Raw genomic sequence first — 22,760 nt, 5'->3', positions numbered from 1 at the left:
CGGGCACACCGAGCAGGAGTTGCCCTTCTCGCCGTGACGTGGCGGCAATTCCTGGCTCGTGTCGTCCTGTTTGCATGCGGCCCCGTGACCGGGCTCGGGTGGGCGCAAGAATCAGGAGTTGCCCTTCCCCCTCCGCCCTGCCCCGTGACCCCTCGTCGGACGGCAACTCCTGGCGGGCGCTGCGCGGGCGGCCGCGATGCCCGCGCCCTCGTGCGGGGCGGCGCAGGCGGCAGGAGTTGCCGTCACCACCGGCCGTCGAGTCGGCGGCGACGTCCCCCGAAGCGGGTGGCTCGGGGGACCGCCGAGGTCGCCCGTTCACCCATCCGGGTGATCTGTCCCCCGAATGGTGGACACTGTCAGCAACCCGGCCCTAGTTTGGGGGCACCCGAGACGTGACGATCCCTGTTCACCCGACTCCGGCGCCGTACCCGAACACGGCGCCGGGGGAGCAGGTCGAGGCGCGCGTCCGCTCTACCCGAAAAAGGCACCACCATGCACTCGCTCACCCTCGCGGGGACTCCCCGTCGCGGGCGGAGGGCCCTGCGCCTGTCCGCCACCCTGCTCGCCGTGTTGGCCCTGGCCGGAACCGCCGCCCTCACCGGGCCGGCGACCTCCGCCCAGGCCAGGGAGATCGACGGCGCGATCACGAACGTGACCGTCACCCCGACGACTCCCAAGCAGGGGACCCAGCTCACCACGGCGCTCGCGTGGCAGGTGCCGGACAGCACGATGGAGGGCGACACCTTCACGCTCACGCTGAGCGAGCACCTGAAGAACCTGCCGACCGACTTCGCGCTCCGCGATCCCGCGACCAACGCGGTCGTGGCGGAGGCCACGGTCGTCGGCACCCGCCCCTACGTCGTGACGTTCACGATGACCGCCTACGCCGAGGACCACCTCGACGTGAGCGGCGAGGCCTTCGTGACCTCGGACTTCGAGTCGCGGACCACGCCGTCGGGGGTGCCCACGCCGTTCACGTCGACCACCAACGACGGCCGCAGCTTCACCACCGTGGTCACGCCGACCGGAACGCTTCGCGGTCTCGACGTACCCACCAAGTACGGCACCTACACCGGGGCCGACCAGGGGCGCTCCACGGCCTCGCGCTTCCTCACCTGGCACGTGCTCACCCCGTTGGGTGCCTTCGAGTCGGCGACGACCAGCGACGCCGTCCCGGCGGGTCAGGCCTGGAGCTACGACTGCGACACCATCGTCTTCGACTCGATCCGCGTCAAGGCCGACGGCAGCTTCGCCGCCCCCCTCACCGTCACGCCCACGTCGTTCACGTGCTCGGCCGCCGGCTTCACCGTGAACTGGGGTCCCCAGGTCGAGAACGTCCAGGACCGCGTCAGCATCGCCGTCAGCCTGCCCGCGCCGACCGGCACGGCGACGCCCCCCCAGACCTTCACCAACCTCGCGACGGTGTCGACGGTCGTCGGCGGCGTCACCACCACCGGTTCGGTCAGCTCGTCCAAGACCCAGGCGTCCGCCGGGGGAGAGGGCAGCGGGGTCGTGCCCGCCCCCGCCGTCACCATCACCAAGGACGACGACGCCGGCAACGCGGCCGACACCGCTGAGACCGCTGTCCTCCTCGGCACCGACGGCACCGCCTCGCTCGCCTACCAGGTGACCAACACCGGTGCCGACCCGCTCGCAGACGTCACCGTCTCGGACGCGGTCGTCGCCAACGGCACCGTGACCGACCTCAGCTGCGACTTCTCGCCCCTCGGCGGCCCGGCGACGGGTGTGACGTGGGCCGGACCGTTCGCGGTCGGTGCCTCGTTCGACTGCACGGCGGCGCTCTCCGGAGTGCAGGCCGGCGACGTCGACCACCACGACGTCGGCACCGTCACGGCGCGCGGCATCGAGTCCGGTCAGGCCGTGACGGCTTCGAACGACTGGTTCGCCCGGGTCCCTGCGGCCGCGAGCACGCCCACGACGCCGTCGGCCTCGCCGACCACGCCGGCCGCCGTCGCCGCCCCCGCGGCAGGCCCGACCACGCCGGTCGCGACCACGCCCCGGGGCACCACGACCGGCCTCGCCTTCACCGGCGCCGAGCTGGCCGGCCCGGTCGGCCTGGCCGCGCTGCTCACCCTGCTCGGAGCCGCGCTCGTCATCGGCACCCGTCGTCGGGCGGCCCGCGCCGCCGCGGCGGCCGGCACCGACCGCTCGAACAGCGACGCGTAGCACGCGACCGGGGGTGCCGGGTGCGGCGGACGTGACGTCCGCGGCGCCCGGCACCCCCCGTTCGTCCAACCTGCACATGCTCGAAACACTCGTGGACTAGGTTCGCTACTCGTGGATGAACACAACGGACACACCATGCGCGTCGTCAGCTACAACCTGCGCGAGCACACCGCCAAGGGCGAGATCCGATCGCTCGCCGAGGACAACGACGCCGACGTGCTGTGTCTGCAAGAGGCCGACACGAAAGACATCCCCGACGAGTTCGGCGATTTCGCCCTCGCGGCGTCGACGCAGAACAACCGGCTGGGGCTCGCGGCCTACTACCGGCGTACGCGCTTCGAACTGCTGGGCACGAACGTCTACGCGCTCAAGAAGTCGATGCACGACCGGGTCATGTCGCCGGCGCACGAGCGTCTGCTCGCCATGCACCTGGCCGACCGGCAGAGCGGGCGGGACGTCCTGATCGGCTCGTTCCACGCCGCCCCGCTGACGGCCACCAACGCCCTGCGCAAGAAGCAGGTCGAGTCGGCCCACCGCCTGATGCGTGCGCTCGCGCCGGGCGTGCCGATGCTGATGGTGGGCGACTTCAACTACCCGTGGTTCCACGGCGGTCTGCGGAGGCACATCGAGCGCGACGGCTTCGTGCTCACCCGCAGCTCGACCCCGACCTACCTCGGCTACAAGTACGTCAAGGGCCACTTCGACTTCGCGACCAGCTACGACCTCAAGATCGAGGACGTCGTCACGTTGCCGGCCGGCGTCAGCGACCACCGTCCGATCCTGGTGCGCGCCCAGGGCCTCTGAGCCCCCGCCCCGCGCCGGGCTCCGGCCTGCGGGGACGACGACGGGCCCGGTCACCTCTCGGTGGCCGGGCCCGTGGTCGTGTGGGCGGGGACCGCAGGAGGCGCGGTGCGGCCGACAGCCTCACCGCGCCTCCTCGGGTCGTCGCGCCTCGGGCGCCGGGGCGACCTAGGCGGCGAGGGCGAGTTCGCGCGTCTCGACCGACGAGGCCTGCACGATGGTGCGGCTCGGCTCGTGACGCCAGCTGCGGCCGGGGATGACCCAGCCGGCGGCGCCGTGGACGGTGACCGTCGCGCCGGGGCGGACCGCGGCCGTGACGTCGTCGCGCCAGGCGCGGACGGCGAACTCGGTGCCGTGGTCGTCGACGACGACGAACTCGACGAGACGGGCGGTGGTCAGGGTGGGCGCGGTCGCGACCGTGCCGGTGATGCTGATGGTGTCGTTCATGATGCTCGATTTCGATGTGTGCTCTGTGCTGCGACAGAATCCGTGGGACGACCCGCCGGAAGGGCGGTCGTGGTCCGCCTGACGGCGGTGGTCGGGCCCGCGATGACGGCGGCCGGAGAAGTAGGGCAACGACGATCGGTGGTCGTCGTGCGCATCCGGCGAGGTCGTCTCGCGAGGCTTTTCGGGCGGTGGACCGGTGTGGACTCGGTCGTCACCGCACGGGGACCCTGTGAGAAGAGAGGCCCAAGCGACTCATGACTGTAACACGCCCGGGGTACGTGCACCAGTGCTTTCTCGGAAGGCTCGACGGTGGTCGGTGGTTGGCTCTACACATGACCACGATCCCCACCATCACCCTGAACAACGGAATCCAGATCCCCCAGCTCGGGTTCGGCGTCTACCAGGTCGACCCGGCCGAGACGAAGGACGCCACGCTGACGGCCTTCGAGGTCGGCTACCGCCACATCGACACCGCCGAGATGTACGGCAACGAGGCGGGCGTCGGCGAGGCCATCGCCGAGAGCGGCATCGACCGTGCCGACATCTTCGTCACCTCGAAGCTCAACAACGGCTTCCACAAGCGTGACGACGCGCTGAAGGCCTTCGACGGCACGCTCGACGCCCTCAAGCAGGACTACGTCGACCTCTTCCTCATCCACTGGCCGCTGCCCGGCATCGACGTCGACTACGTCGAGACCTGGAAGGCCATGGAAGAGATCCACGCCAGCGGTCGCGCCAAGTCGATCGGCGTCTCGAACTTCCAGCAGGTCCACCTCGAGCGCATCCTCGACGAGGGTTCGGTCGTGCCGGTCGTCAACCAGATCGAGGTGCACCCGTACCTCACGCAGGACGCCCTGCGCGAGTTCGGCGTCTCGAAGGGCATCCACACCGAGGCCTGGTCGCCCATCGCCCAGGGCGGCGTGCTGAAGGACGAGACGATCACCGAGATCGCCGAGCGCGTCGGCAAGACGACCGCCCAGGTGACGCTGCGCTGGCACATCCAGCGGGGCGACATCGTCTTCCCGAAGTCGGTCACGCGGTCGCGCGTCGAGGAGAACTTCGACCTGTTCGACTTCGAGCTGACCGACGCCGACGTGTCCGCGATCACCGGCCTGAACAAGGACGAGCGCACCGGCCCGAACCCGGACGAGTTCAACTACATCCCCAGCTGATCCCCTGATCGGCGACGGTGCCGTGCGTCACGGCCGCGCCGAGCAGTGAGCACCGAGGCCGGGCCGGCACGTCGTCACGACGTGCCCGCCCGGCCTCGTCACGTCGGGGCCTCCGGTGGGGGCTAGTACGATCGACGTCTCCCCAGACCACGACCAGACCCGGAGGGCGTGACACGGTGCGACGGATCGTCGGCGTCCTGCGCCTGCTCGTGGCCGCCGTCGGCGTCGTCGCCCTCGTCGCGGACTTCGTCTACGTCCTCGGGTTCAGCACCTTCAGCTCGATCAACTACTTCAGCTACTTCACGCAGCAGAGCAACATGGCCAACGTGGTCGTGCTCGCGATCGCCGGGGTGCTGCTGCTCGTCGGTCGGCCGGAGCCCGGGTGGTTCGCCGCCGTGCACGCCCTGGTGAGCACCTACGTGATCGTGTCGGGCATCGTGTTCGGCATCATCGTGGCCGAGTCGGCGAGTCACGACTACCGCATCGAGGTGCCCTGGTCGAGCCAGGTGCTGCACTTCGTGATCCCGACGTTCGTGCTCGTGGACTGGGTGCTCGGGCCCGACCGTCCCCGGGTGCGCTGGCGGGTCGTGTCGGTCGTCCTGGTGTTCCCGCTGGTGTGGGGGGTCTACACGATCGTCCGCGGGGCCGACGTCGGCTGGTACCCGTACTTCTTCCTCGACCCGGCCCAGGTGACCTGGCCGGGCGAGTTCGTCCTCTACAACGGCATCGCCCTGGGCACGATCGTCGGGGTGGTCGTCGCGCTCGTCGCCCTCAGCCATGTGCGGCCGCACGCCAGGGGGCGGCTGGGCGGCGGGTCGTCGTCGTCGACGGGCACCGCGCCTCCTGCGGTCGTGGGACGAGGAGGCGCGGGTCAGGCGGTCGGGTCGGCCGGCGGCTCGTCGGTGGGCGCGGGCGACCCCTCGGCCACGAGGTCGAGGTAGGGCGCGAGGCTCCGCATCGCGGCCGCCACGGCGTCGTCGTCGTCGAGGTCGGCGACCGTGGACGCGGCCTCGCCACCCGTCAGGGCGAGCAGCACCGGAGCGCCCGTGGCCGGCATGAGGTTGACGAACAGCCGGTAGGGCGCGTCGTCGTCGAGCACGGCCCAGACGGTCGCCTGCGTCGACCAGAAGGCCTCGTCGAAGCGCAGCCAGAGCACCTCGCGGGTGCCGACGCCGAGGGCCTCGATCGCGTCGGCGTGGGTCGACGGCAGTTCGGGGGAGAACTCGGGGACCCCGGACTTCAGCACACCGAGCGGGATGGTCGACACGGCGCGGTCGACCGAGAGTGACTCGCCCGTGGCGAAGCGCAGCCCCACGCCCTGGTCGCCGTACTGCAGCCGCACGACGTTGCTGTCACGGAGCACGTCGAGCCCGTCGAGCAGACCCGCCACGAAGCCGGACAGACCGCCCGTGACGAGGGTCGCGCCCGTGGGCAGCAGGTCGGCCGAGGGGTCGTCGCCCAGGACGGCGGCCGAGAGGTCGTCGGCTGCGGCACCCCAGCGGGCGGGCAGCAGGTCGTCGAGCACGAGGGCGAGCCGGTCGGCGTCCGAGACGCCGTCGGGGCCCGGAGAGGTCGAGACCTGGTCGGCACCCGACCCGGCGAGGGCGGCCGTGACGCTCGTGCCGACGTCGGCGTCGCTCGACCCGGCTCGCGCGGACGCCCAGGACGCCGCCCGGTCGAGCCGGTCGGCGGCGTCGCCGAGCGAGTCGACCGTGCCGTCGGAGGTGCGGACCTCGAGGGTCTCGTCGAGGGGGCGGGTGCGGACCCGGGCGAGGGCGAGGGCGGCCTCGAGGGCGACCGCCCCGGAGCCTTCGAGCAGACCGACGCCGAGCTCGAGCGGGTAGGGCCAGTCGTCGTCGTGGACGCTGTGCACCCGACCGCCGACCCGCCCCCTGGCCTCGACGACGACGACGTCGTAGCCTCGCTCGACCAGGGAGCGCGCGGCCGTCGCCCCGGCGATGCCGGCGCCGATGACGGCGATGCGCTCATCGGTCGCGGCGACCTCGGCGACCTGGGCCGCGACGTCGAAGCCCGACTGGCGGGCCCCGTAGACCGTGCCACCCATCGACGCGGCCACGGCCTCGCCGGCGAAGAACAGTCGGTCGTCGATCGGGGTGCCGAGCAGACGCCGGTCGGCGTCGGTCGTGCCGGGCGTCAGGTGGCTCGTGGCGCCGAGCGCGTAGGGGTCGTCGCTCCACGAACTGCGACGGAAGGCGGCGGGGGTCACCGTGCCCGTCGGGGCGGCGGACGGGGTCGTCGTCGGCGTCGGCGTGCTGCCGGTCGGCGGGGCGCTGCCGGTCGGCGTGGCGCTGCCGGTCGGCACGGGCACGTCCGTTGTGCACGCGGACAGCACGAGGATCGCGGCCCCCGAGACCGAACCCGTCAAGAACGCTCGCCGACTGATGCCCATGGTGCGCCCATTCTCGCAGCCGGGGCGGGCGTCCGCTCGCGACGGACCGGTGACGCGGTCGACGGCCGTGAGTCGGGGGCTCGCTGCGGTGGCGGGTCGCGCCTCCCTGGGGGCTCCCGCGGTGGCGGGTCGCGCCTCCCTGGGGGCTCCCGAGGTGGCGGGTCGCGCCTCCTGGGGGCCTCCCGCGTTCGCTCGCTGCGCCTCCTGGAGGTTCTCGCGGTCGTCGGTCGCACCGCCCGGTCGCGCCGACCGGCGTCAGGCGTCGACGGTCTCGAGGAACGTGCGGAGGAGGTCGGTCACCTGGTCGACGGGCAGGAGCGACGACGCGTGGTCCTGGCCGACGAGCGAGTAGAAGACGGCGGCGGGCATGCGACGCGCGGCCTCTTGCGACTCGCGGTGCCGGTCGACGTCGCGCGTGCCCGCGAGCAACAGGGTCGGGACCTCGACCGAGTCGAGCTGGGCCACGGTCAGGCCGCCACCCGTCTCGGCGGCGGTGAAGAAGGCGGCCAGGGCGGCGGGGTCGTCCTGCATGAAGGCGAGACGCGTCTCGGGGTCGATGGGTCGGCCGATCGTCTGACCCCAGCGGTCGACGAAGCGGGCCATGCCGCCGCTCGTCAGGGCATCGTGCCAGTCGGGCGTGAAGGTCGCCCCGATGTTGCCGTTCATCGGAGCCCAGCTGCCACCGATCGTGGTCAGGGTGCGGAGGCGCTCGGGCTCGTTCGCGGCCAGGGAGAGGCCGATCCGCGCGCCGAACGAGTAGCCGACGTAGTGCGCCGGATCGAGCCCGGTGGCGTCGAGGACCGCCGCGACGTCGCCGCGGTGGAGGTCCATGTCGTAGGCCGCAGGGTCGTGGGGCTTGCCGCTCTTGCCGTGCCCGCGCATGTCGAGCGCGACCACCGTGAAGTCGCGCTGCAGGTCACGCAGGTAGCCGAGACCGCGCCAGGTGCCCCGCGACAGGCCCGAGCCGTGCACCAGCACCAGGGGCGGACCGTCGCCGTCGACCTCGTAGGCGATCTCGGTGCCGTCGACGGGGTTGGGGGTGCTCGCACGCATCCGGCCAGTCTGGCAGTGCCCGGCGGTGCACGAGGGTTGTGGTCGTAGTGCTCGCTGCGCACGTTCTGCGCGTTCTGCTCGTCTTGCTCGTGTGTCCGCGAGCCCGTCCGCCTGTGCGCCTGTGCGCCTGTGCGCCCGCGAGCACGCGCTCCTGTGCGCCCGTGCGCCCGTGCGCCCGTGCGCCTGCGAGCCCGTCCGCCTGTGCGCCTGCGAGCCCGCGAGCACGCGCTTCTGCGCGCCCGTGCGCCTGCGAGCCTGCGAGCCTGCGAGCCCGGCCTCTCGTCCCGTCCTGCCTGCCCGCCTCACCCCCTCCTCCCGTCACGCCCCCGCCCGTCCCGCCCTGCTCGGCAGCAATCAAGGGTCGGCAACTCCTCCGTTGTGCCGCGAGCGACGCGTGCGACCCGTCCCCTCGTCCCCGGCCGCGTCACGGCGGAGGACTTGCCGACCCTGCGTGCCGCGTCGACCGATCCCGGACCCGGCACGAGGCCGCGCGCCGGGCAAGAGCTCGGTTGGGCCGGGAGTGGACGGTGCGAGGCAGGCCCGGCCGGCTGGCGGGTGATCGGAGCAGGCTCGGGTCATGATCGACGCATGGACGGCCGCGCAGGTCCGCGAGGCCGAACGTCCGCACCTCGACGCGGGAGAACCCCTGATGCAGCGGGCCGCCGACGGGCTGGCGACCGTCGTCCGAGAGGTGCTGCGCGCCTCCTCGGTTCGTCGGGGTGGTCGCCCTGCGCGCGTGCTGCTGCTCGTGGGCAGCGGGAACAACGGGGCGGACGCCCTCTTCGCGGGGGAGTCGCTCGCCCGCGAGCTCGTGCCGACCGGGGGCGCCGTGACCGTGGTGCCCGCCGGCTCACGTGTCCACGAGGAGGCGCTGGCCGCCGCGCTCGAGGCTGGGGCCGTCGTGGACGACGACGAGTCCTGGTTCGGCCCCGCTGGGGTCTCGGAGCGGCTGGCCGGGTACGACGTCGTGCTCGACGGCCTCGTCGGGACGGGATCTCGCGGGCCCGGTCTGCGAGGGGATGCCCTGCGGGTGGTCCAGGCGATGCTCGGTGCCGGTGCCGGAAGGGGGGCTGGCGGGGCTTCGGCCGTGGTGGTCGCCGTCGACGTGCCGAGCGGCATCGGGGTGGACGACGGAACCGTGCCCGATCCACTCGCCGTGCTGGCTGCGGACGTCACCGTGACGTTCGGCGGGTACAAGGTCGGGTTGCTCGTCGCCCCGGCGTCGCGACTGGCGGGGCGTCTCGTGCTCGTCGACATCGGCATCGGTGCCGAGCTGGCGCGCCTTCCCCCGGCGTTCTCCGCTCCCTGACCACCCCCTGCATCTGCACACCCGTCGTGAGTCGACCCCTCCGATCGACCCGCGGCTTTCGGTGGCAACTCCTGTCGCGTGTCGTCGCCCCCACCGCAACCGGCTTCTTGGCCCGCCCTCCGATGTCACGGGACAGGAGGTGCCGACCTGCAGGCGCCCGCACGGGCGATTCCTGCCCGCCGAGCGAAGTCAGCCCGCCGTCCACCGGGTGGAGGGCCGTGACCGAGCACCGATGAGGAGTTGCCGACGGTCAGCGCGTCGTGTCGGCGCCGACGTCGCGACTGGCTCGCGAAGGCCTCCTCCCCGACACTGGATCAGGGAGCGTCCTCCACAGGGTGTGCGCCACGAGCCGGACGTCGGCCACGTCTCGGCCACTCTCGGTCCCATGGCCACGATCGCCGAACTCGTCACGTCCGCCGGGGGGCTGCTCCACAAACGCGACCTGGTCGCGCACGGGGCCACCGACCGTCATCTCACCGCCGCCGTCCGGTCGCGCAGCGTGAGCAGGCCCCGACGGGGGTGGTACTCGACCTGGCCGAAGAGCGACCCCCGCTTCGTCGCGGTGGCTGTCGGCGGCCGGCTCACGGGCGCGTCGGCGCTCCACCTGCTCGGGGCCTGGTCGTGGCGCCGGCCACCCCTCACCGTGTCGGTTCCCGAGACGGCCTCGCGTCTCCGGCGCCGCCGCGGCGTGCGGGTCGTGTGGGATTCCGTCGACCTGAGCGGTCGTGGCTCGACGTGGGCGGTGGACCCCCGTGACGCGCTGGCGAGGGCGGTCGTCGAGGCGGACTCGTTCGAGGACGCCGTGGTGCTCGTCGACTGGGCGCGCGAGGCGGGCATCGTCTCGGACGACGACGACGCGGCCGAGGTGCTGGCCCGCCTGCGTGCCGACGCCGCCGGGCTCGTGGCCTGGAGCGAAGGAGGCGCGGAGAGCATCCTCGAGAGCGCCGCCGGCACACGACTCAGGCGAGCCGGGCACCACGTGGTGCGTCAAGTCCCCATCGAGGGAACGAACAAAATCATGGACATGGTGGTCGACGGGATCGTCGGCCTCGAGACCGACGGTCGGGCCCACCACGCCGATCGCTTCGATCAGGACCGGTCGAAGGATTCGGACATCGCGCGGAGCGGTCGAGTCCCCTTCCGGGCGAGTGCGCAGATGGTGCGCGACAGATGGCAGGCGACCGTCGACGCCGTCGAGGCCCTGATCCACATGGCGGGTGGTGCGAGGCCGGCAGCACACATCGGCGACGCCTCATTGCCGCGGGTGCTGGGGCCCCGAGGGCGCAGACGCTGGCGTCTCGCCGTACCCCGCCACGGTGTCGGTCTCGAACGGGGGCTACAGGCGGCGACGTCCTGATCTGATGGGCGGGCGGACGGGCGGGATCTATGCCCGTACCCCCGCCCGCCGCGGGTCAGGCCCGGGGGGACTGCCCCGACGGTGGCACCACCGAGAGGGGCGTGGTGATGGTCTCGAGCGACTTGCGTGCCGCGTCGACGCCGAAGAGGAGGGCGATGACACCGCCGACCAGCATGACCCCGGCTCCGAGGAAGTAGCCACCGGTCAGCGGCCCTCGGTCGCTCCCGTCACCGATCAGTGCTCCGTACAGGCTGGGCGCTACGGCCCCGACGATCTGGCCGAGAGCGAAGAAGTACCCGATCACCTGACTGCGCAACTCGAGCGGGAAGATCTCGCTGACCGTCAGGTAGGCCGAAGACGCCCCGGCCGAGGCGAAGAAGAACGAGACGCTCCAGAAGGCGGTCTGGGTCGCAGCGTTGAGCACATCGGCCTGGAAGAGGATGGCGGACACGGCCAACACGGCAGCCGAGACGGCGTAGGTCAGGAAGATCATCTGACGCCGACCCCAGCTGTCGAACAAGGGGCCGAGCACGAGCGGCCCGAGCAGGTTGCCCACGGCGAAGATCAAGAAGAAGTACTGCGTGCTGCTGGGACTCGTGCCGTAGAAGTTCTGGAGCACGAGCGCATACGTGAAGAAGATCGCGTTGTAGAGGAACGACTGCGTGATCATCATCGCAGCGCCGACGAAGGTCCGCTTCGGGTAGTCCCGGACCAGGGTCCGGACGATGGTCCCGAAGCCGATCCGTCCGGCGGCCACCACCTCGATCGCCTGGTCGTCCGACACCGGTGAGAGGTGGTCGGTGCCCTTGTCGCGTTCGACGCGAGCCTCGATCTCGTCGACGGTCGCCTCCGCCTCCTTCTCGCGACCGTGGGTCATCAACCACCGAGGGCTCTCGGGGATGTGCCGCCGCAGGTAGATGATCGCCAGCCCGAGCACCGGCCCGATGAAGAACCCGATGCGCCAGCCGACGTTCTCGGCGAACAGGTCGGGGTTCAGCAGGAAGATGTTCGCGGTCGCTCCCAGGGCTGCCCCGCCCCAGTAGGTCCCGTTGATGGCGATGTCGACGCGGCCCCGGTACTTCGAGGGGATGAGCTCGTCGATCGCCGAGTTGATGGCGGCGTACTCACCACCGATCCCCGCACCGGCGAAGAAACGGAACACGGCCAAGAAGACGAAGTTCGGCGACAGGCCGGCGATCGCGCTCGCCACGAGGTAGATCGCGAGCGTCAGGATGAACAACTTCTTGCGACCCAGGCTGTCGGCCATCCGTCCGAAGATCAATGCGCCGAACACCTGACCGACGAGGTAGATCGTCCCGAGCAGGCCGACCTCCGCGGCGGTGAGCCCGAGGTCGGCCTGGAACCCTGCCGAGGCCACGATCTGGATCTCGAGCCCGTCGAGCACCCACGAGAATCCCAGGCCGACGACGATCGACCAGTGGAACCTCGTCCACGGCAGGCGATCCATTCGGGCCGGCACCAGGCTTCTGGTGCCTCCTGAAGAGGTCGCGGGTGTGCTGGTCATGGGTCGGCCTCCCGGTGGTGCGTGGTCTGCAACTGTGCACGTTCTGCACGTGCCCGGACGCTACTCGTGCCCGGCGGCCGTGTCCGCGTCCAGATCCGGACCGACAGATCGATCGCTGCGAGGAGGTGCAGGTCGGCAACGCAGGATCGCTGACCGAACACGGGCGGAGACGCGGGCAGCACCGAGGCGCGCCTGGTCACCGGTCAGGATTTACCCGCACCTGGCGGCGGACCGAGCAACTGGTGTCCACGAAGGTGGCGGCCCACCGGTGGGACGTCTCCGTGGCCGTGCACGTCGGGAACGCAGGAACCGTGAGGGGACCCGGCCGAGAAGACGCCGACCTCGAGCTGGCGCGCGTCACGAGCCAGGAGTTGGCGACGGTGCTCGGCCTTCGCCCGCTCGGTTGCTCAGCGGCGCACGGGGGCGTTCGGGTCACCGGCGGGTCGTCTGGGCGCGGCGAGAAAGGCGAGTGAGCTGGCAGGAGGCAGGAGGCAGGAGGCAGGAGGTAGGAGGCAGGAGGTAGGAGGCAGACGGCGGCGCGCCCGCAACGCGCGCACGCGAACCGCTCGCGCCCGTACTGCGCGCACCCCGAACCGCGGCCGCACTGCGGGCGTCAGCACTGCGGGCGTCAGCACTGCGGGCGTCAGCACTGCGACCGCCAGCACTGCGGGCGTCAGCACTGCGGGCCTCAGTAGTAGGGAGTCAGCACTGCGGGCGTCAGCACTGCGTGCGCGCGCACGCGCACCGTGCGCAGCAGCGGCGCCCGCACCGCGAGCACCCCGAACCGCAGCCGCACGGCGCGCGGCCGCACTGCGGGCGCCAGTACGGCGCGCCGCCGCACGGCGGGCGCCAGCACGGCGCTCGCCCACACTGCGCGCAGCAGCCGCACCGCGCGTGCCCGCCCGCACTGACCGCGTCCGCTGAGGCCGGGCGCGGCGTGCTAGTGGGCGACGACCGGCTCGGCTCCGTCGACGACCGGCGGGCGCCGGACGAAGAACGACCCGACCACGGCGAACACCGAGATGATCGCCCCGACGAGGAAGGCCGCGCGCACGCCCGCCCCGGTCGCGGCGGCTCCGGCGCCCGACTGGCTGGCGGCGGCAGTGGCGGCGAGGGTCATCACGGTGACGAACACGGCGGTGCCGGCGGCTCCGGCGAGCTGCTGGACGGTGCCGACGATCGCGCTGCCGTGCGAGTAGAGGTTCGAGGGCAGCGAGCCGAGGCCCGAGGTGAACAGCGGCGTGAACATGAACGCCAGCCCGATGCTCAGGGCGACGTGGGCTGCCAGCACCATCGGGATCGGCGTGGACTCGGACACGGTCGACATGAACCAGAGCACCGCGCTGACGAGCATCGTGCCGGGGACGAGCAGGACGGTCGGGCCGTAGCGGTCGAACAGTCGGCCCACGACGGGCGAGAGCAGCCCCTGCACGAGACCACCGGGCAGCAGCAGCAGGCCGGTGGCGAGCGGGTCGAGGCCGTGGACGTTCTGCAGGTAGATCGGCAGCACGATCAGCGTGCCGAAGAGCGCGATCATGCCGACGCCGAGCACCGAAGCCGAGATGGTGAAGGTGCGCGAGCGGAAGGTGCGCAGGTCGAGCAGCGCCCGGTCGCGACGTTGCAGCGCCCGCTGGCGCAGCACGAAGGCGACCAACGCGACGACGCCGACGGCGAGGGGCACCCAGGCGGGGACCGCGGCCTCGGCTCCTTCGCCGATCGAGCTGAGCCCGAAGACGATGCCGCCGAAGGCGAAGGCCGACAGGATCACCGAGGTGACGTCGAGCGGCACCTTCTTCGGCGTGGTGACGTTCTTGACGCGGGCGGCGCCGAGGGCGAGGGCGGCCAGGGCGATCGGCAGCACGAGGATGAACATGAAGCGCCACTCGAGCACGCTCAGGATGACGCCCGAGATCGTGGGGCCGATGGCCGGCGCGACCGAGATGACGATCGAGATGTTGCCCATCGTGCGGCCTCGGGTCGCCGGCGGCACCAGTGTGAGGACGGTCGTCATGAGCAGCGGCATCATGATGGCCGTGCCCGAGGCTTGGACGACGCGGCCGAGCAGCAGCACGCCGAAGCCGGGGGCGACGGCCGAGATGGCCGTGCCGAGGCTGAACAGGCTCATGGCCGTGATGAACACCGGCCGGGTGTTGAAACGCTGCAGCAGGAAGCCCGTGATAGGGATCACCACGGCCATGGTGAGCATGAAGCCCGTGGTCAGCCACTGGCCGGCCGTGACGGTGATGCCGAGGTCGCGCGTCAGGCTCGGCAGCGCGACGCCCATGATCGTCTCGTTGAGGATGACGACGAACGCCGAGACGAGCAGCAGCCCGATGACGAGCTTGTTGCGGGCGGCGGTCGCGGCCTGATCGCCGTCGGCGCCCGCCGACGTGGCGCCAGCCGTCGCGGTGTCGCCGGCGCGGCTGTCGCCGACGGTCGTCGGGGGAGAGGGGTCGATGCTCAAGTGGGGCTCCTCGGAGGTGACGGCGGGTGTGCCTGTGCGGCTGAACGTACGAGACGGTCCGGTTCTTCCCGATCCGTCACGATCGCCTCGCCGTCACCCCGAGGAGGCGCGGTGCGGGTCGGTCAGACGTCGCGTCGCTTCACGAGCGCGAGCGCGAGCCCGAAGAGCACGACGACCCAGCCGACCAGCACGAGCAGGGCGCTCCACGGTTCGAGGACGAGGGCTCCGTCCGGGCTCGGCAGCGTCGTGGCCGACTGGCCGGCGACGACGTAGTCGTAGAGGCGGGCGGCGGCGTTCGGCGGGATGATCTCGGCCACCGTGGAGACCCAGGCGGCGTCGACGAACGCCGTGAAGATCTGCATGATGATCGGCAGCACGAAGACCAGGCCGACCGCGGCGGCGATCGCCCCGGCGCCGTTGCGGATGATGGCACCGAGCGAGAAGGCGATCATGCCGGTGAAGGCGATGGACGCCGCCGCGCCGAGAACGCTGCGCCAGAGGGCGCCGTCGCCGAAGTCGACCGTGATGTCGTTGGACGGCAGGATCGCGCTGTTGATGAGCAGCGTCACGACGAGGGCGACCAGCGACAGCACGAAGAGCGTCAGCGTGATGACCACGAGTTTGGCGACGACCGCGGGCACGCGCTTGGGCACCGTCGAGAACGTCGACCGGATCATGCCCGTGCCGAATTCGCCCGTGATCACCAGGACGCCCAGGATCGACGCGACGAGCTGGCCGAAGACCACGCCGACCGAGACGGACTGCGCGACGATCTGCTGCTGTTGCTCGGTGGTGGCCTGGCCGGCCTGGAACAGGCCCGCGCTCAGGGCGAACAGGGCACCGAAGCCGACGATGACGACGACCATGATCGACAGGCACCACCAGGTCGAGCGCAGCGTGCGCAGCTTGATGACCTCGCTGCGCAGCACGCCGCCGAAGGTGAGCTTCGTGGTCGGGCGGGCAGGCCGGTCGCGGTGACGGGTGGGGGTCGTGGCGGTCATCGGGTCGCTCCCTGGGGGGTCTGCGCGTCGGGGGCGACGTGGCTGCCTCGCGCCGCGCCTCCTGCGTGGTACTCGACGGCGTCTTGGGTGAGGGTCATGTACGCGTCTTCGAGCGAGCGGACGAGGGGGGTGAGTTCGTGCAGCACGACGCCCGACGAGGCGGCGACGTCGCCGACTCGTTCGGCGCTGACGCCCCGCAGCTCGACCACGCCGGGCTCGACGGCCGTCACGGCGACGTCGGGGCCCTGCAGCAGCGACACGAGGTGGTCGGCGTGCGGGCTGCGCACGCGGACCGCGTCGCCCGAGGCCTGCGCGATGACGTCCGCGACGGGGGAGTCGGCGAGCACCTTGCCCCGCCCGAGCACGATCAGGTGGTCGGCGGTCTGCGCCATCTCGCTCATGAGGTGCGACGAGAGGAACACCGTCCGGCCCTCGCTCGCGAGGAAGCGGGCGAGGGTGCGCACCCAGACGACGCCCTCGGGGTCGAGGCCGTTGACGGGCTCGTCGAGGATCACGGTCGCCGGGTCGCCGAGCAACGCTGCGGCGATGCCGAGGCGTTGCCCCATGCCGAGCGAGAAGCCGCCGACCCGTTTCTTCGCCACCGACTCGAGTCCGGTCAGGGCGATGACCTCGGCCACGCGCTTCTTGCCGATGCCGTGCGTGGCGCCCATGGCCAGCAGGTGGTCGTGCGCGCTGCGGCCGGTGTGCACGGCCTTGGCGTCGAGCAGGACGCCGACCTCGTGCAGCGGGGCCGCGTGGTCGGCGAAGCGCTTGCCGTTGACGGTGACGCTGCCGCTGGTGGGGCGGTCGAGGCCGACGATCATGCGCATGGTGGTCGACTTGCCGGCGCCGTTCGGGCCGAGGAACCCGGTGACCAGGCCGGGTCGGACCGTGAAGGTGGCGTCGTCGAGCGCGCGCTTGTCTCCGTAGATCTTGGTGAGGTTCCGGGCTTCGATCATCGCGTGCGTCCTGTCGTCGGCATGCTGAGGGGTGTCCGCATCGCCCCAGGCTAGGGGCGTGACCTGCCCCGGGGCATCCCCCGCCCGGCCGAGACCGGCGGATGACGGCATGGTCCGCTCGGCGGACGCCTCGCCCCGGGGTCGACCCGTTAGGGTCGTCCCTCGTGATCGCCGACGCCCTGCTCGCCGCCCTGCCCGCCTCCACCGGCGGGGGGTTCGTCCTGTTCAACCCGGACGAGTTGCTGCCCGCCCTCGGGCCGTGGGCGCTCGCCGGCATCTCGCTGATGGTGTTCGTCGAGTCGGGCGTGCTGTTCCCCTTCTTGCCGGGCGACTCCCTGCTCTTCACGGCGGGCGTGCTGCACGAGGCGCTGGGCCTGCAGGTCTGGGTGATCGCGCTCTGCGCCTTCGTCGCCGCGGTCTTGGGCGACCAGGTCGGCTACTTCCTCGGCCACCGCTTCGGCCGCCGCCTGTTCACCGACGACGCCCGCATCTTGAAGACCGCCTACCTCGAACGCGCCGAGGCGTTCTTCGCCAAGTACGGCGGCACGAGCCTGATCCTGGGCCGCTTCGTGCCGATCGTCCGCACCTACGTGCCCCTGGCGGCCGGCACGGCGGGCTACCGCTACCCCAAGTTCTTGCTCTTCAACGTCACCGGTGCGTTCCTCTGGGCCGTGGGCATGACGGTGCTCGGCTCGCTGCTCGGCGGCATCCCGTTCATCCGCGACCACATCGACGTGCTCGCCGTCGTGCTCGTCGTGCTGTCGGTCGTCCCGATCGCCCTGCACGCCCTGCTGGCGTGGCGTCGGTCGCGTCGCGAGGCCGCCCTGACCGAGCTGCGCACCGCCGACGTCGGCGACGACCCGGGCACCCTGCCCGGCTCGGCCGGCCGCGCCGAGTGACGGCGACGCCGCTCGGCTCGGTCGACGACCTCGTCGCCCGCGCGCTCGCGGTCCACGCGAGGGCCCAGGAGGCGCGGCTCGGCACCCCGGCCGACCTCACGTCCCCGACGACGGCCGCCCCGACGCCCGTCCGCACCCTGATCGGCGTCGCCGGCGAGCCCGGCGGCGGCAAGAGCACGGCCGCCGCGGCCGTCGTCGAGGGGCTCACGCGCGTCGGGGTGCGCGCCGTGGTCGTGCCGATGGACGGCTTCCACCTGGCGGGAGCGACGCTGGCCCGGCTCGGCCGCCTCGACCGCAAGGGAGCGATCGACACGTTCGACGCCGAGGGCTACCTGGCATTGCTGCACCGGCTGCGCACGAGCAGGTCGACGGTCTGGGCGCCCGAGTACGTGCGCGGGGTCGAGGAGTCGATCGGCGGAGCCGTCGAGGTCGACCCGCGCGTCGAGGTCGTGGTCAGCGAGGGCAACTACCTGCTGGCCGAGCTCGCACCGTGGCCCGCCGTGCGGTCGGCGTTCGACGAGGTGTGGTTCGTCGACACCCCGGCCGGGCTGCGACGCCGGTGGCTGGTCGCCCGGCACGTCCGGTTCGGCATGACGCCCGAGGCGGCCGAGGCCTGGGCCGCCGGCCCGGACGAGGCCAACGCCCGGCTCGTCCGCGCCACCCGGGGTCGCGCCGACGCCGTCGTGGACGCGGGCCGCCTCTGGCCCGACGCCTGATCGCCCGTCGCCTGACCGCCTGACCGCCTGACCGCCTGACGCCTGACCGCCCGTCGACACCGCGCCTCCTCGTCCCGGTCGGGAGGCGTGCCGGGGCGAAGGAGGCGCGGGTCGGGTCCGCCCTCGGCCGGCGGTGTCGGAGGCCCACCGTAGGGTGGACGATCATGCGCCTGTTGTTGATCCGCCACGGTCAGACCCCCGACAACGTCGAGGGCAAGCTCGGCACCGTCGCCCCCGGTGTCGGGCTCACCGACCTCGGGCGACGCCAGGCCGAGGCACTGCCCGACGCGCTCGCCGACGAGACGATCGGCGCCCTCGCCGTCAGCACGCTGGTCCGCACCCACCTCACGGCCGCGCCCCTCGCCGGGGCCCGGGGGCTCACCCCGACGGTGTTCGACGGGCTGCGCGAGGTGCGGGCGGGCGACCTCGAGGGCCGCAGCGACACCGCGGCGGTGACGACCTACGTCGGCTGTGTCGTCTCGTGGGCGGCGGGCGACCTCGACGCCCGGGTGCCCGGGTCCGAAGACGGGCACGAGTTCCTCGCGCGGTACGACACGGCCCTCGCCGAACTGATCGCCGCGGGCGAGCGCGACGGGCACGAGACGGTCGCGGCCGTCAGTCACGGTGCCGCGATCCGCGCCTGGGTCGGGTCGAGGGCGGTCAACGCCGACGACGAGTTCATCCGTCGGCACCTGCTCGAGAACACCGGGGTCGTCACGCTTGAGGGCACCCTCGAGCGTGGCTGGCGCCTGCGCACCTGGCAGGGGCTGCCCGTCGGCGGCACCGAGCTGCTCGACCTCGACGCTCCCGACCCCACGGGCGAGTCGTACTGAGCTCGGCTCGGCGTCGGCTCGGGGTCGTCCCGAGCGCGCCGGCGGCTGGGTGAGCGCGGCCGCGGCGGGGTGACCGAGCGCGCCCGCGGCTGGGTGAGCGCGGCCGCGGCGGGGTGACCGAGCGCGCCCGCGGCTGGGTGCCCGCGCGCCTGCGGTGGGGTGACCGCGCGCCCGGCTACCCGAGCAGGCGCTCGAGCGCCGGGCCCGAGAACTTGCCGCCGGGGTCGACCTCGTGCACGAGCGCGGCGAAGTCGTCGAGGCGGGGGTAGGCCGCCCGGATCGCCGCCGGGGGCAGGGCCGACAACTTGCCCCAGTGGGCCCGCGGGGTGAACGGGGCCAGCGCCTCCTCGACGCGGGGGATCAAGGCGGCGACCTCGGCGGGGTGCTTCTTCCAGGTGAAGGCGATGGCGAGGCTGTCGCGCGGCGTCGGGCTCAGCCAGAGGGGGTCGCCCGCGACCGTGCGGGTCTCGCAGGTGTGCAGGTGCGGGCGCAGCGCGTCGCCGAGCCGCTGCACGGCGCGGAGGGCGGCCGTGCCGTCCTCGAGGGCGACGAAGTGCTCGCTCTGCAGCTCGGAGCCCACCGACGGCGTCGCGTCGATGCGGAAGTGCGGCAACCGGTCGGCCCACGAGCCGACGCTGCCGTCCATCGGCGTCGACTTCGTGCCGGTGACCTCGGCGTGCTCGTCGACGGGGGCCGGGCGGGCGCCCCAGAGGTCGCGGGGCATCGAGACGTCGGCGAGGCCGTCGGGCACGCGCGACTTCACCAGCACCTCGCGGATGCGGTGGTCGAACTCGTGGAAGAAGCTGACGCTGTAGCCCGCGCCGAAGACGTCGAGCAGGTGGTCGTCGACGCTCGTCCAGGGCAGGTCGACGTAGGTGTCCTGCCGCATGCGGAACCCGGGCTGCACGTCGAGGGTCACCCGCACGACGACGCCGAGGGCACCGAGCGCCACGACGCTGCCGTCGAACCCCGGCTGCCCGCGGCGGACGGTCCGCAGCGACCCGTCGGCCCCGACGATCTCGAGGGCCGAGACGGCGCTCGCTAGGCTGCCGAGGCCGAGCCCCGAGCCGTGCGTGCCGGTCGCGATCGCGCCGCCTACCGAGATGTGCGGCAGCGACCCCATGTTGAGCAGGGCGAGTCCGTGCCGGTCGAGGTGCCGGGCGACGGCGGCGTAGTTCGTGCCTGCCCCCACCGTGACGCTGCGGCCGTCGTCGGAGATCACCGGGTCGGCGGGCAGGGCCGTGGTCGAGACCAGCAGACCGGGCCCGTCGGCGACGTCGCTGAACGAGTGGCGCGTGCCGAGCGCCCGGATGCGCGGCGCCCCGGCGACGAGTTCGCGCAGCTCGTCGACGGACGTCGGCGTCACGACCCCGGTCGCGCCGTAGCTGAAGCTGTCGGCCCAGTTGCGTTCGTCGCCTCGGGGCGGCCGGAGGGTCTCGTGCGTCGTCGTCACCGTCCGAGTCTCGCACGAGCTCCGGCCCGGGCCGGGCTCCACCGGCGGCACCGCCCGAGGAGGCGCGGTGCGCGATCACCGCTCGCCGCGCCTCCTCGGGTGGTCGGCCCGCGTCGCGTCAGGCCGCGATGCCCTCCTCGTCCTCGCGGACGGTGACGCGCTCGTTCGCCAGGCGGGTGCGGCGCACGCTCCAGAGGTGCGTGAGCCCGGCGAGGCCCAGCCCCACGGCCAGCCAGAGGGCGAGCGTCAGGCCGGCCCGACCCCAGCCCTGCCCGGGGAAGTACACGATCGACTGGGTCGCGTGGAGCCAGGCCGAGCCGTTCCAGAAGGCGCCGAGCGCACCGAAGAAGGGCGGCACGAGCTGCGACGAGAAGACGCCGCCCGAACTGGTGAAGTTGAGCATGACGAAGAGCATCGTCAGCGCCGGCGTCGTCCAGTGCCGCAGCAGCGGGTGCAGGCCGATGCCGATCACGACGATCGCCGTGACGTACAGCCAGCTGACGAGCGCGAGGGCCCACAGCCCCCTCGTGACGATCCCGTAGACGGGGCCGACGACGATCGTGCCGACGGCCGCGATGACGGCGGCCGTCGCGACCCCGGCGAGGAGGCGCGAGCCGAGACCCAGCCGGGCGCTCGCCGCCGAGATGGCCGCCGCGCTCGCGTAGGCGCCGACGCTCAGGGCGACGAGCAGGAAGAACAGGCCCTGGCCCGTCGGGTCGCCGTCTCCACTCGGCGCGACGTCGTCGACCTTCAGCGGCAGGCCGAGCTGGTAGGCCACCGGGCCGAAGACCTTCTGCAGCACGCTCGCGGTCGTGTCGGAGGCCGCGGACGAGACGTACAGCGTCGCGTCGGTCGCCCCCACCTCGAACGCTCCTGAGATCTCGCGGCTGGTGATGAGGGCGCGGGCGGCGGACGCGTCGGCCACCGTGCGGACGTCGAGAGCGTCGGGGTCGGCGTCGTTGAGCTGTTGGGCGAAGACCTCGCTCTGTGCCGAGGTGCCCACGACGGCGACGGGCACGTGGTGGGGGGTCGGCTGGCCGAAGGCCCCGAGGTAGGCCAGGGCCATGCCGGTCGCGAGGAAGAGCGGGATCAGCACGTGCAGCGCCAGCGAGCGCCAGGCCGCGGCGTCGACGCGCGGTCGTCGGACGGCCGACGGGCCGGCGTGCAGGTGCCCGCGGTGGAGGCGCGGGTCGGCGCGCAGCGCGTCGTCGCGTCGCGCCCCGTCGTCGGTGTGCCCGTCGGAATCGGGTCGTGCCCGGTCGTCGGGTCGGTGCAGGGTCAGGTCGGTGGTCGTCACGGTGCTCCTCGTGGTCGGGGGCCCCGTTGCCCGGTCGGTCGTACAGTTGCATTATGCAACAGAAACCATCGCCCCGATGTTCCCGCCCACCCCTGGCTAGGCTGGCCCCGTGACGGACCAGCGGGGGCAGCAGGGCATCGACACCGTGTACTCCGAGCTCGAGACGGTGTCGCGGCGGGCGGTCGCCCGCGCCCGGCACAAGAGTGCGCCGCTGTCGTTCGTCGAGCACTCGCTCGTCACCTTCATCGCGGCGAACCCCGGCTGCCGTGCCACCGACATCGCGGCGGACTTCGGCCTCAATCGCTCGACCGTGTCGCGTCAGCTCGGTGGGCTGGTCGAACTCGGGCTGGTCGAACCCGGCGCCGCGGCCGTCGGCACGGCCGGCGGCGAGGCCCGGCGGGGTCAGGCGCTCGCCCTGACGGACCGGGGGCGAGAGCTGCTGGCCCGCTCGGTCGACGCGAACCGGTCGGCCCTCGCCGACCGCCTCGCCGGCTGGACGGCCGCCGAGGTCGACGCGCTGGCCGCGGCCTTGCACCGGTTGAACTCGGCGTTCGTCGACTGAGCCCGGTGGGGCCCGACCGGGCCCGACGGGGCCCGACGGGGCCTGGCCGGAATCCGGCGGGGGATGAAAGCGACACGTGTCGTCGTGACGGACGACGGTCGCCCCGCCGCGCCTCCCGCCTTTCGGGGTACAGATCGTGTGACTCGTGTGACTCACGTCATGTCGTGTGTTCGCATGTGAACCCCTGACTGGGGACATGCCGATGACGAGAAACCTTGAGGTGCGGGTTTACCCTTCACGGTTCCGCCCGTAGGCTGAGCGGGTTCCCCACCCCCGACGACCGTCGATCCGACGCGTCCAGCGGGCCAGGACCGA

At 72.5% G+C, this 22,760-nt stretch carries 20 protein-coding genes; 10 read left to right on the top strand and 10 right to left on the bottom strand.

The window, feature by feature from the left end:
• The first annotated feature begins 492 nt into the window (after positions 1 to 492).
• Positions 493 to 2,187 carry an Ig-like domain-containing protein gene (locus tag ITJ55_RS05925; protein WP_194594476.1) on the top strand — a complete coding sequence of 565 codons (1,695 nt, stop codon included), beginning with the start codon at positions 493 to 495 and terminating at the stop codon, positions 2,185 to 2,187.
• Between the two features lie 111 nt (positions 2,188 to 2,298).
• Positions 2,299 to 2,991 (top strand): endonuclease/exonuclease/phosphatase family protein, encoded by a 693-nt coding sequence (locus ITJ55_RS05920; protein WP_370544036.1) that lies wholly within the window; start codon positions 2,299 to 2,301, stop codon positions 2,989 to 2,991.
• 165 nt (positions 2,992 to 3,156) lie between these two features.
• Here ITJ55_RS05920 and ITJ55_RS05915 read toward each other — a convergent pair whose 3' ends face one another.
• A complete protein-coding gene (locus tag ITJ55_RS05915; RefSeq protein WP_194594475.1) occupies positions 3,157 to 3,435 on the bottom strand; it encodes a hypothetical protein in 279 nt (92 codons plus the stop codon).
• 332 nt (positions 3,436 to 3,767) lie between these two features.
• On the opposite strand from ITJ55_RS05915, the gene ITJ55_RS05910 reads away from it, so the two are divergent.
• Both ITJ55_RS05910 and ITJ55_RS05905 read left to right on the top strand, forming a co-directional pair.
• The gene (locus ITJ55_RS05910) at positions 3,768 to 4,607 is read left to right on the top strand and encodes an aldo/keto reductase (RefSeq protein ID WP_194594474.1); all 840 of its coding nucleotides are present in this window, start codon (positions 3,768 to 3,770) and stop codon (positions 4,605 to 4,607) included.
• Positions 4,608 to 4,783: 176 nt separating this feature from the next.
• Positions 4,784 to 5,548, top strand: coding sequence for a Pr6Pr family membrane protein (locus tag ITJ55_RS05905; RefSeq protein WP_194594473.1), 765 nt, complete (start codon positions 4,784 to 4,786; stop codon positions 5,546 to 5,548).
• Here ITJ55_RS05905 and ITJ55_RS05900 read toward each other — a convergent pair.
• Positions 5,479 to 7,017, bottom strand: coding sequence for an FAD-dependent oxidoreductase (locus ITJ55_RS05900; RefSeq protein ID WP_194594472.1), 1,539 nt, complete (start codon positions 7,015 to 7,017; stop codon positions 5,479 to 5,481). The two genes, ITJ55_RS05905 and ITJ55_RS05900, sit on opposite strands and share 70 nt — an antisense overlap.
• 255 nt (positions 7,018 to 7,272) lie before the next feature.
• Positions 7,273 to 8,070: an alpha/beta fold hydrolase gene (locus ITJ55_RS05895; RefSeq protein ID WP_194594471.1), complete on the bottom strand. Its 798-nt coding sequence runs from the start codon at positions 8,068 to 8,070 to the stop codon at positions 7,273 to 7,275.
• 577 nt (positions 8,071 to 8,647) lie between these two features.
• On the opposite strand from ITJ55_RS05895, the gene ITJ55_RS05890 reads away from it, so the two are divergent.
• Together ITJ55_RS05890 and ITJ55_RS05885 are read left to right on the top strand one after the other, a co-directional pair.
• Entirely contained in the window at positions 8,648 to 9,379 is a 732-nt protein-coding gene (locus ITJ55_RS05890) for an NAD(P)H-hydrate epimerase (RefSeq protein ID WP_194594470.1), read from the top strand.
• Between the two features lie 385 nt (positions 9,380 to 9,764).
• The gene (locus ITJ55_RS05885) at positions 9,765 to 10,736 is read left to right on the top strand and encodes a glycyl-tRNA synthetase (protein WP_194594469.1); all 972 of its coding nucleotides are present in this window, start codon (positions 9,765 to 9,767) and stop codon (positions 10,734 to 10,736) included.
• Between the two features lie 55 nt (positions 10,737 to 10,791).
• On the opposite strand, the gene ITJ55_RS05880 is transcribed toward ITJ55_RS05885, so the two are convergent.
• From ITJ55_RS05880 to ITJ55_RS05860, 5 genes are all read right to left on the bottom strand, one after another.
• Positions 10,792 to 12,204 carry an MFS transporter gene (locus ITJ55_RS05880; RefSeq protein WP_194594468.1) on the bottom strand — a complete coding sequence of 471 codons (1,413 nt, stop codon included), beginning with the start codon at positions 12,202 to 12,204 and terminating at the stop codon, positions 10,792 to 10,794.
• Between the two features lie 745 nt (positions 12,205 to 12,949).
• Positions 12,950 to 13,150 (bottom strand): hypothetical protein, encoded by a 201-nt coding sequence (locus tag ITJ55_RS05875; RefSeq protein ID WP_194594467.1) that lies wholly within the window; start codon positions 13,148 to 13,150, stop codon positions 12,950 to 12,952.
• Between the two features lie 51 nt (positions 13,151 to 13,201).
• The gene (locus tag ITJ55_RS05870; protein ID WP_194594767.1) at positions 13,202 to 14,719 is read right to left on the bottom strand and encodes a DHA2 family efflux MFS transporter permease subunit; all 1,518 of its coding nucleotides are present in this window, start codon (positions 14,717 to 14,719) and stop codon (positions 13,202 to 13,204) included.
• 128 nt (positions 14,720 to 14,847) lie between these two features.
• A complete protein-coding gene (locus ITJ55_RS05865; RefSeq protein WP_194594466.1) occupies positions 14,848 to 15,726 on the bottom strand; it encodes an ABC transporter permease subunit in 879 nt (292 codons plus the stop codon).
• The gene (locus ITJ55_RS05860) at positions 15,723 to 16,685 is read right to left on the bottom strand and encodes an ABC transporter ATP-binding protein (protein ID WP_194594465.1); all 963 of its coding nucleotides are present in this window, start codon (positions 16,683 to 16,685) and stop codon (positions 15,723 to 15,725) included. Before ITJ55_RS05860 ends, ITJ55_RS05865 begins: the two co-directional genes overlap by 4 nt.
• 164 nt (positions 16,686 to 16,849) lie before the next feature.
• Here ITJ55_RS05860 and ITJ55_RS05855 point away from each other — a divergent pair, with 164 nt between their 5' ends.
• The 3 genes from ITJ55_RS05855 (at position 16,850) to ITJ55_RS05845 (ending at position 19,133) form a co-directional block, all read left to right on the top strand.
• Positions 16,850 to 17,584: a DedA family protein gene (locus tag ITJ55_RS05855; protein ID WP_370544035.1), complete on the top strand. Its 735-nt coding sequence runs from the start codon at positions 16,850 to 16,852 to the stop codon at positions 17,582 to 17,584.
• Positions 17,581 to 18,300, top strand: a complete 720-nt coding sequence (locus tag ITJ55_RS05850) for a nucleoside/nucleotide kinase family protein (RefSeq protein ID WP_194594463.1) — start codon at positions 17,581 to 17,583, stop codon at positions 18,298 to 18,300. Before ITJ55_RS05855 ends, ITJ55_RS05850 begins: the two co-directional genes overlap by 4 nt.
• Positions 18,301 to 18,464: 164 nt before the next feature.
• Complete coding sequence (locus ITJ55_RS05845) at positions 18,465 to 19,133, top strand: histidine phosphatase family protein (RefSeq protein WP_194594462.1); 669 nt, start codon at positions 18,465 to 18,467, stop codon at positions 19,131 to 19,133.
• Positions 19,134 to 19,308: 175 nt separating this feature from the next.
• Here the strand turns inward: ITJ55_RS05845 and ITJ55_RS16465 are convergent, their stop codons facing one another.
• Together ITJ55_RS16465 and ITJ55_RS05835 are read right to left on the bottom strand one after the other, a co-directional pair.
• Positions 19,309 to 20,586, bottom strand: coding sequence for an FAD-binding protein (locus ITJ55_RS16465; RefSeq protein ID WP_194594461.1), 1,278 nt, complete (start codon positions 20,584 to 20,586; stop codon positions 19,309 to 19,311).
• A 118-nt stretch (positions 20,587 to 20,704) separates the two neighbouring features.
• Positions 20,705 to 21,883 (bottom strand): hypothetical protein, encoded by a 1,179-nt coding sequence (locus ITJ55_RS05835; RefSeq protein ID WP_194594460.1) that lies wholly within the window; start codon positions 21,881 to 21,883, stop codon positions 20,705 to 20,707.
• 109 nt (positions 21,884 to 21,992) lie between these two features.
• Between ITJ55_RS05835 and ITJ55_RS05830 the strand changes: the two genes are divergently transcribed.
• A complete protein-coding gene (locus tag ITJ55_RS05830; RefSeq protein ID WP_194594459.1) occupies positions 21,993 to 22,445 on the top strand; it encodes a MarR family winged helix-turn-helix transcriptional regulator in 453 nt (150 codons plus the stop codon).
• Positions 22,446 to 22,760 lie beyond the last annotated feature (315 nt).

Origin of the sequence: Frigoribacterium sp. VKM Ac-1396, assembly GCF_015350895.1 — a bacterium.
In the GTDB taxonomy this organism is placed as follows: domain Bacteria; phylum Actinomycetota; class Actinomycetes; order Actinomycetales; family Microbacteriaceae; genus Frigoribacterium.
Note: the sequence above shows the minus strand (reverse complement) of the source record. Positions and strands in the feature narration are given on the sequence as shown.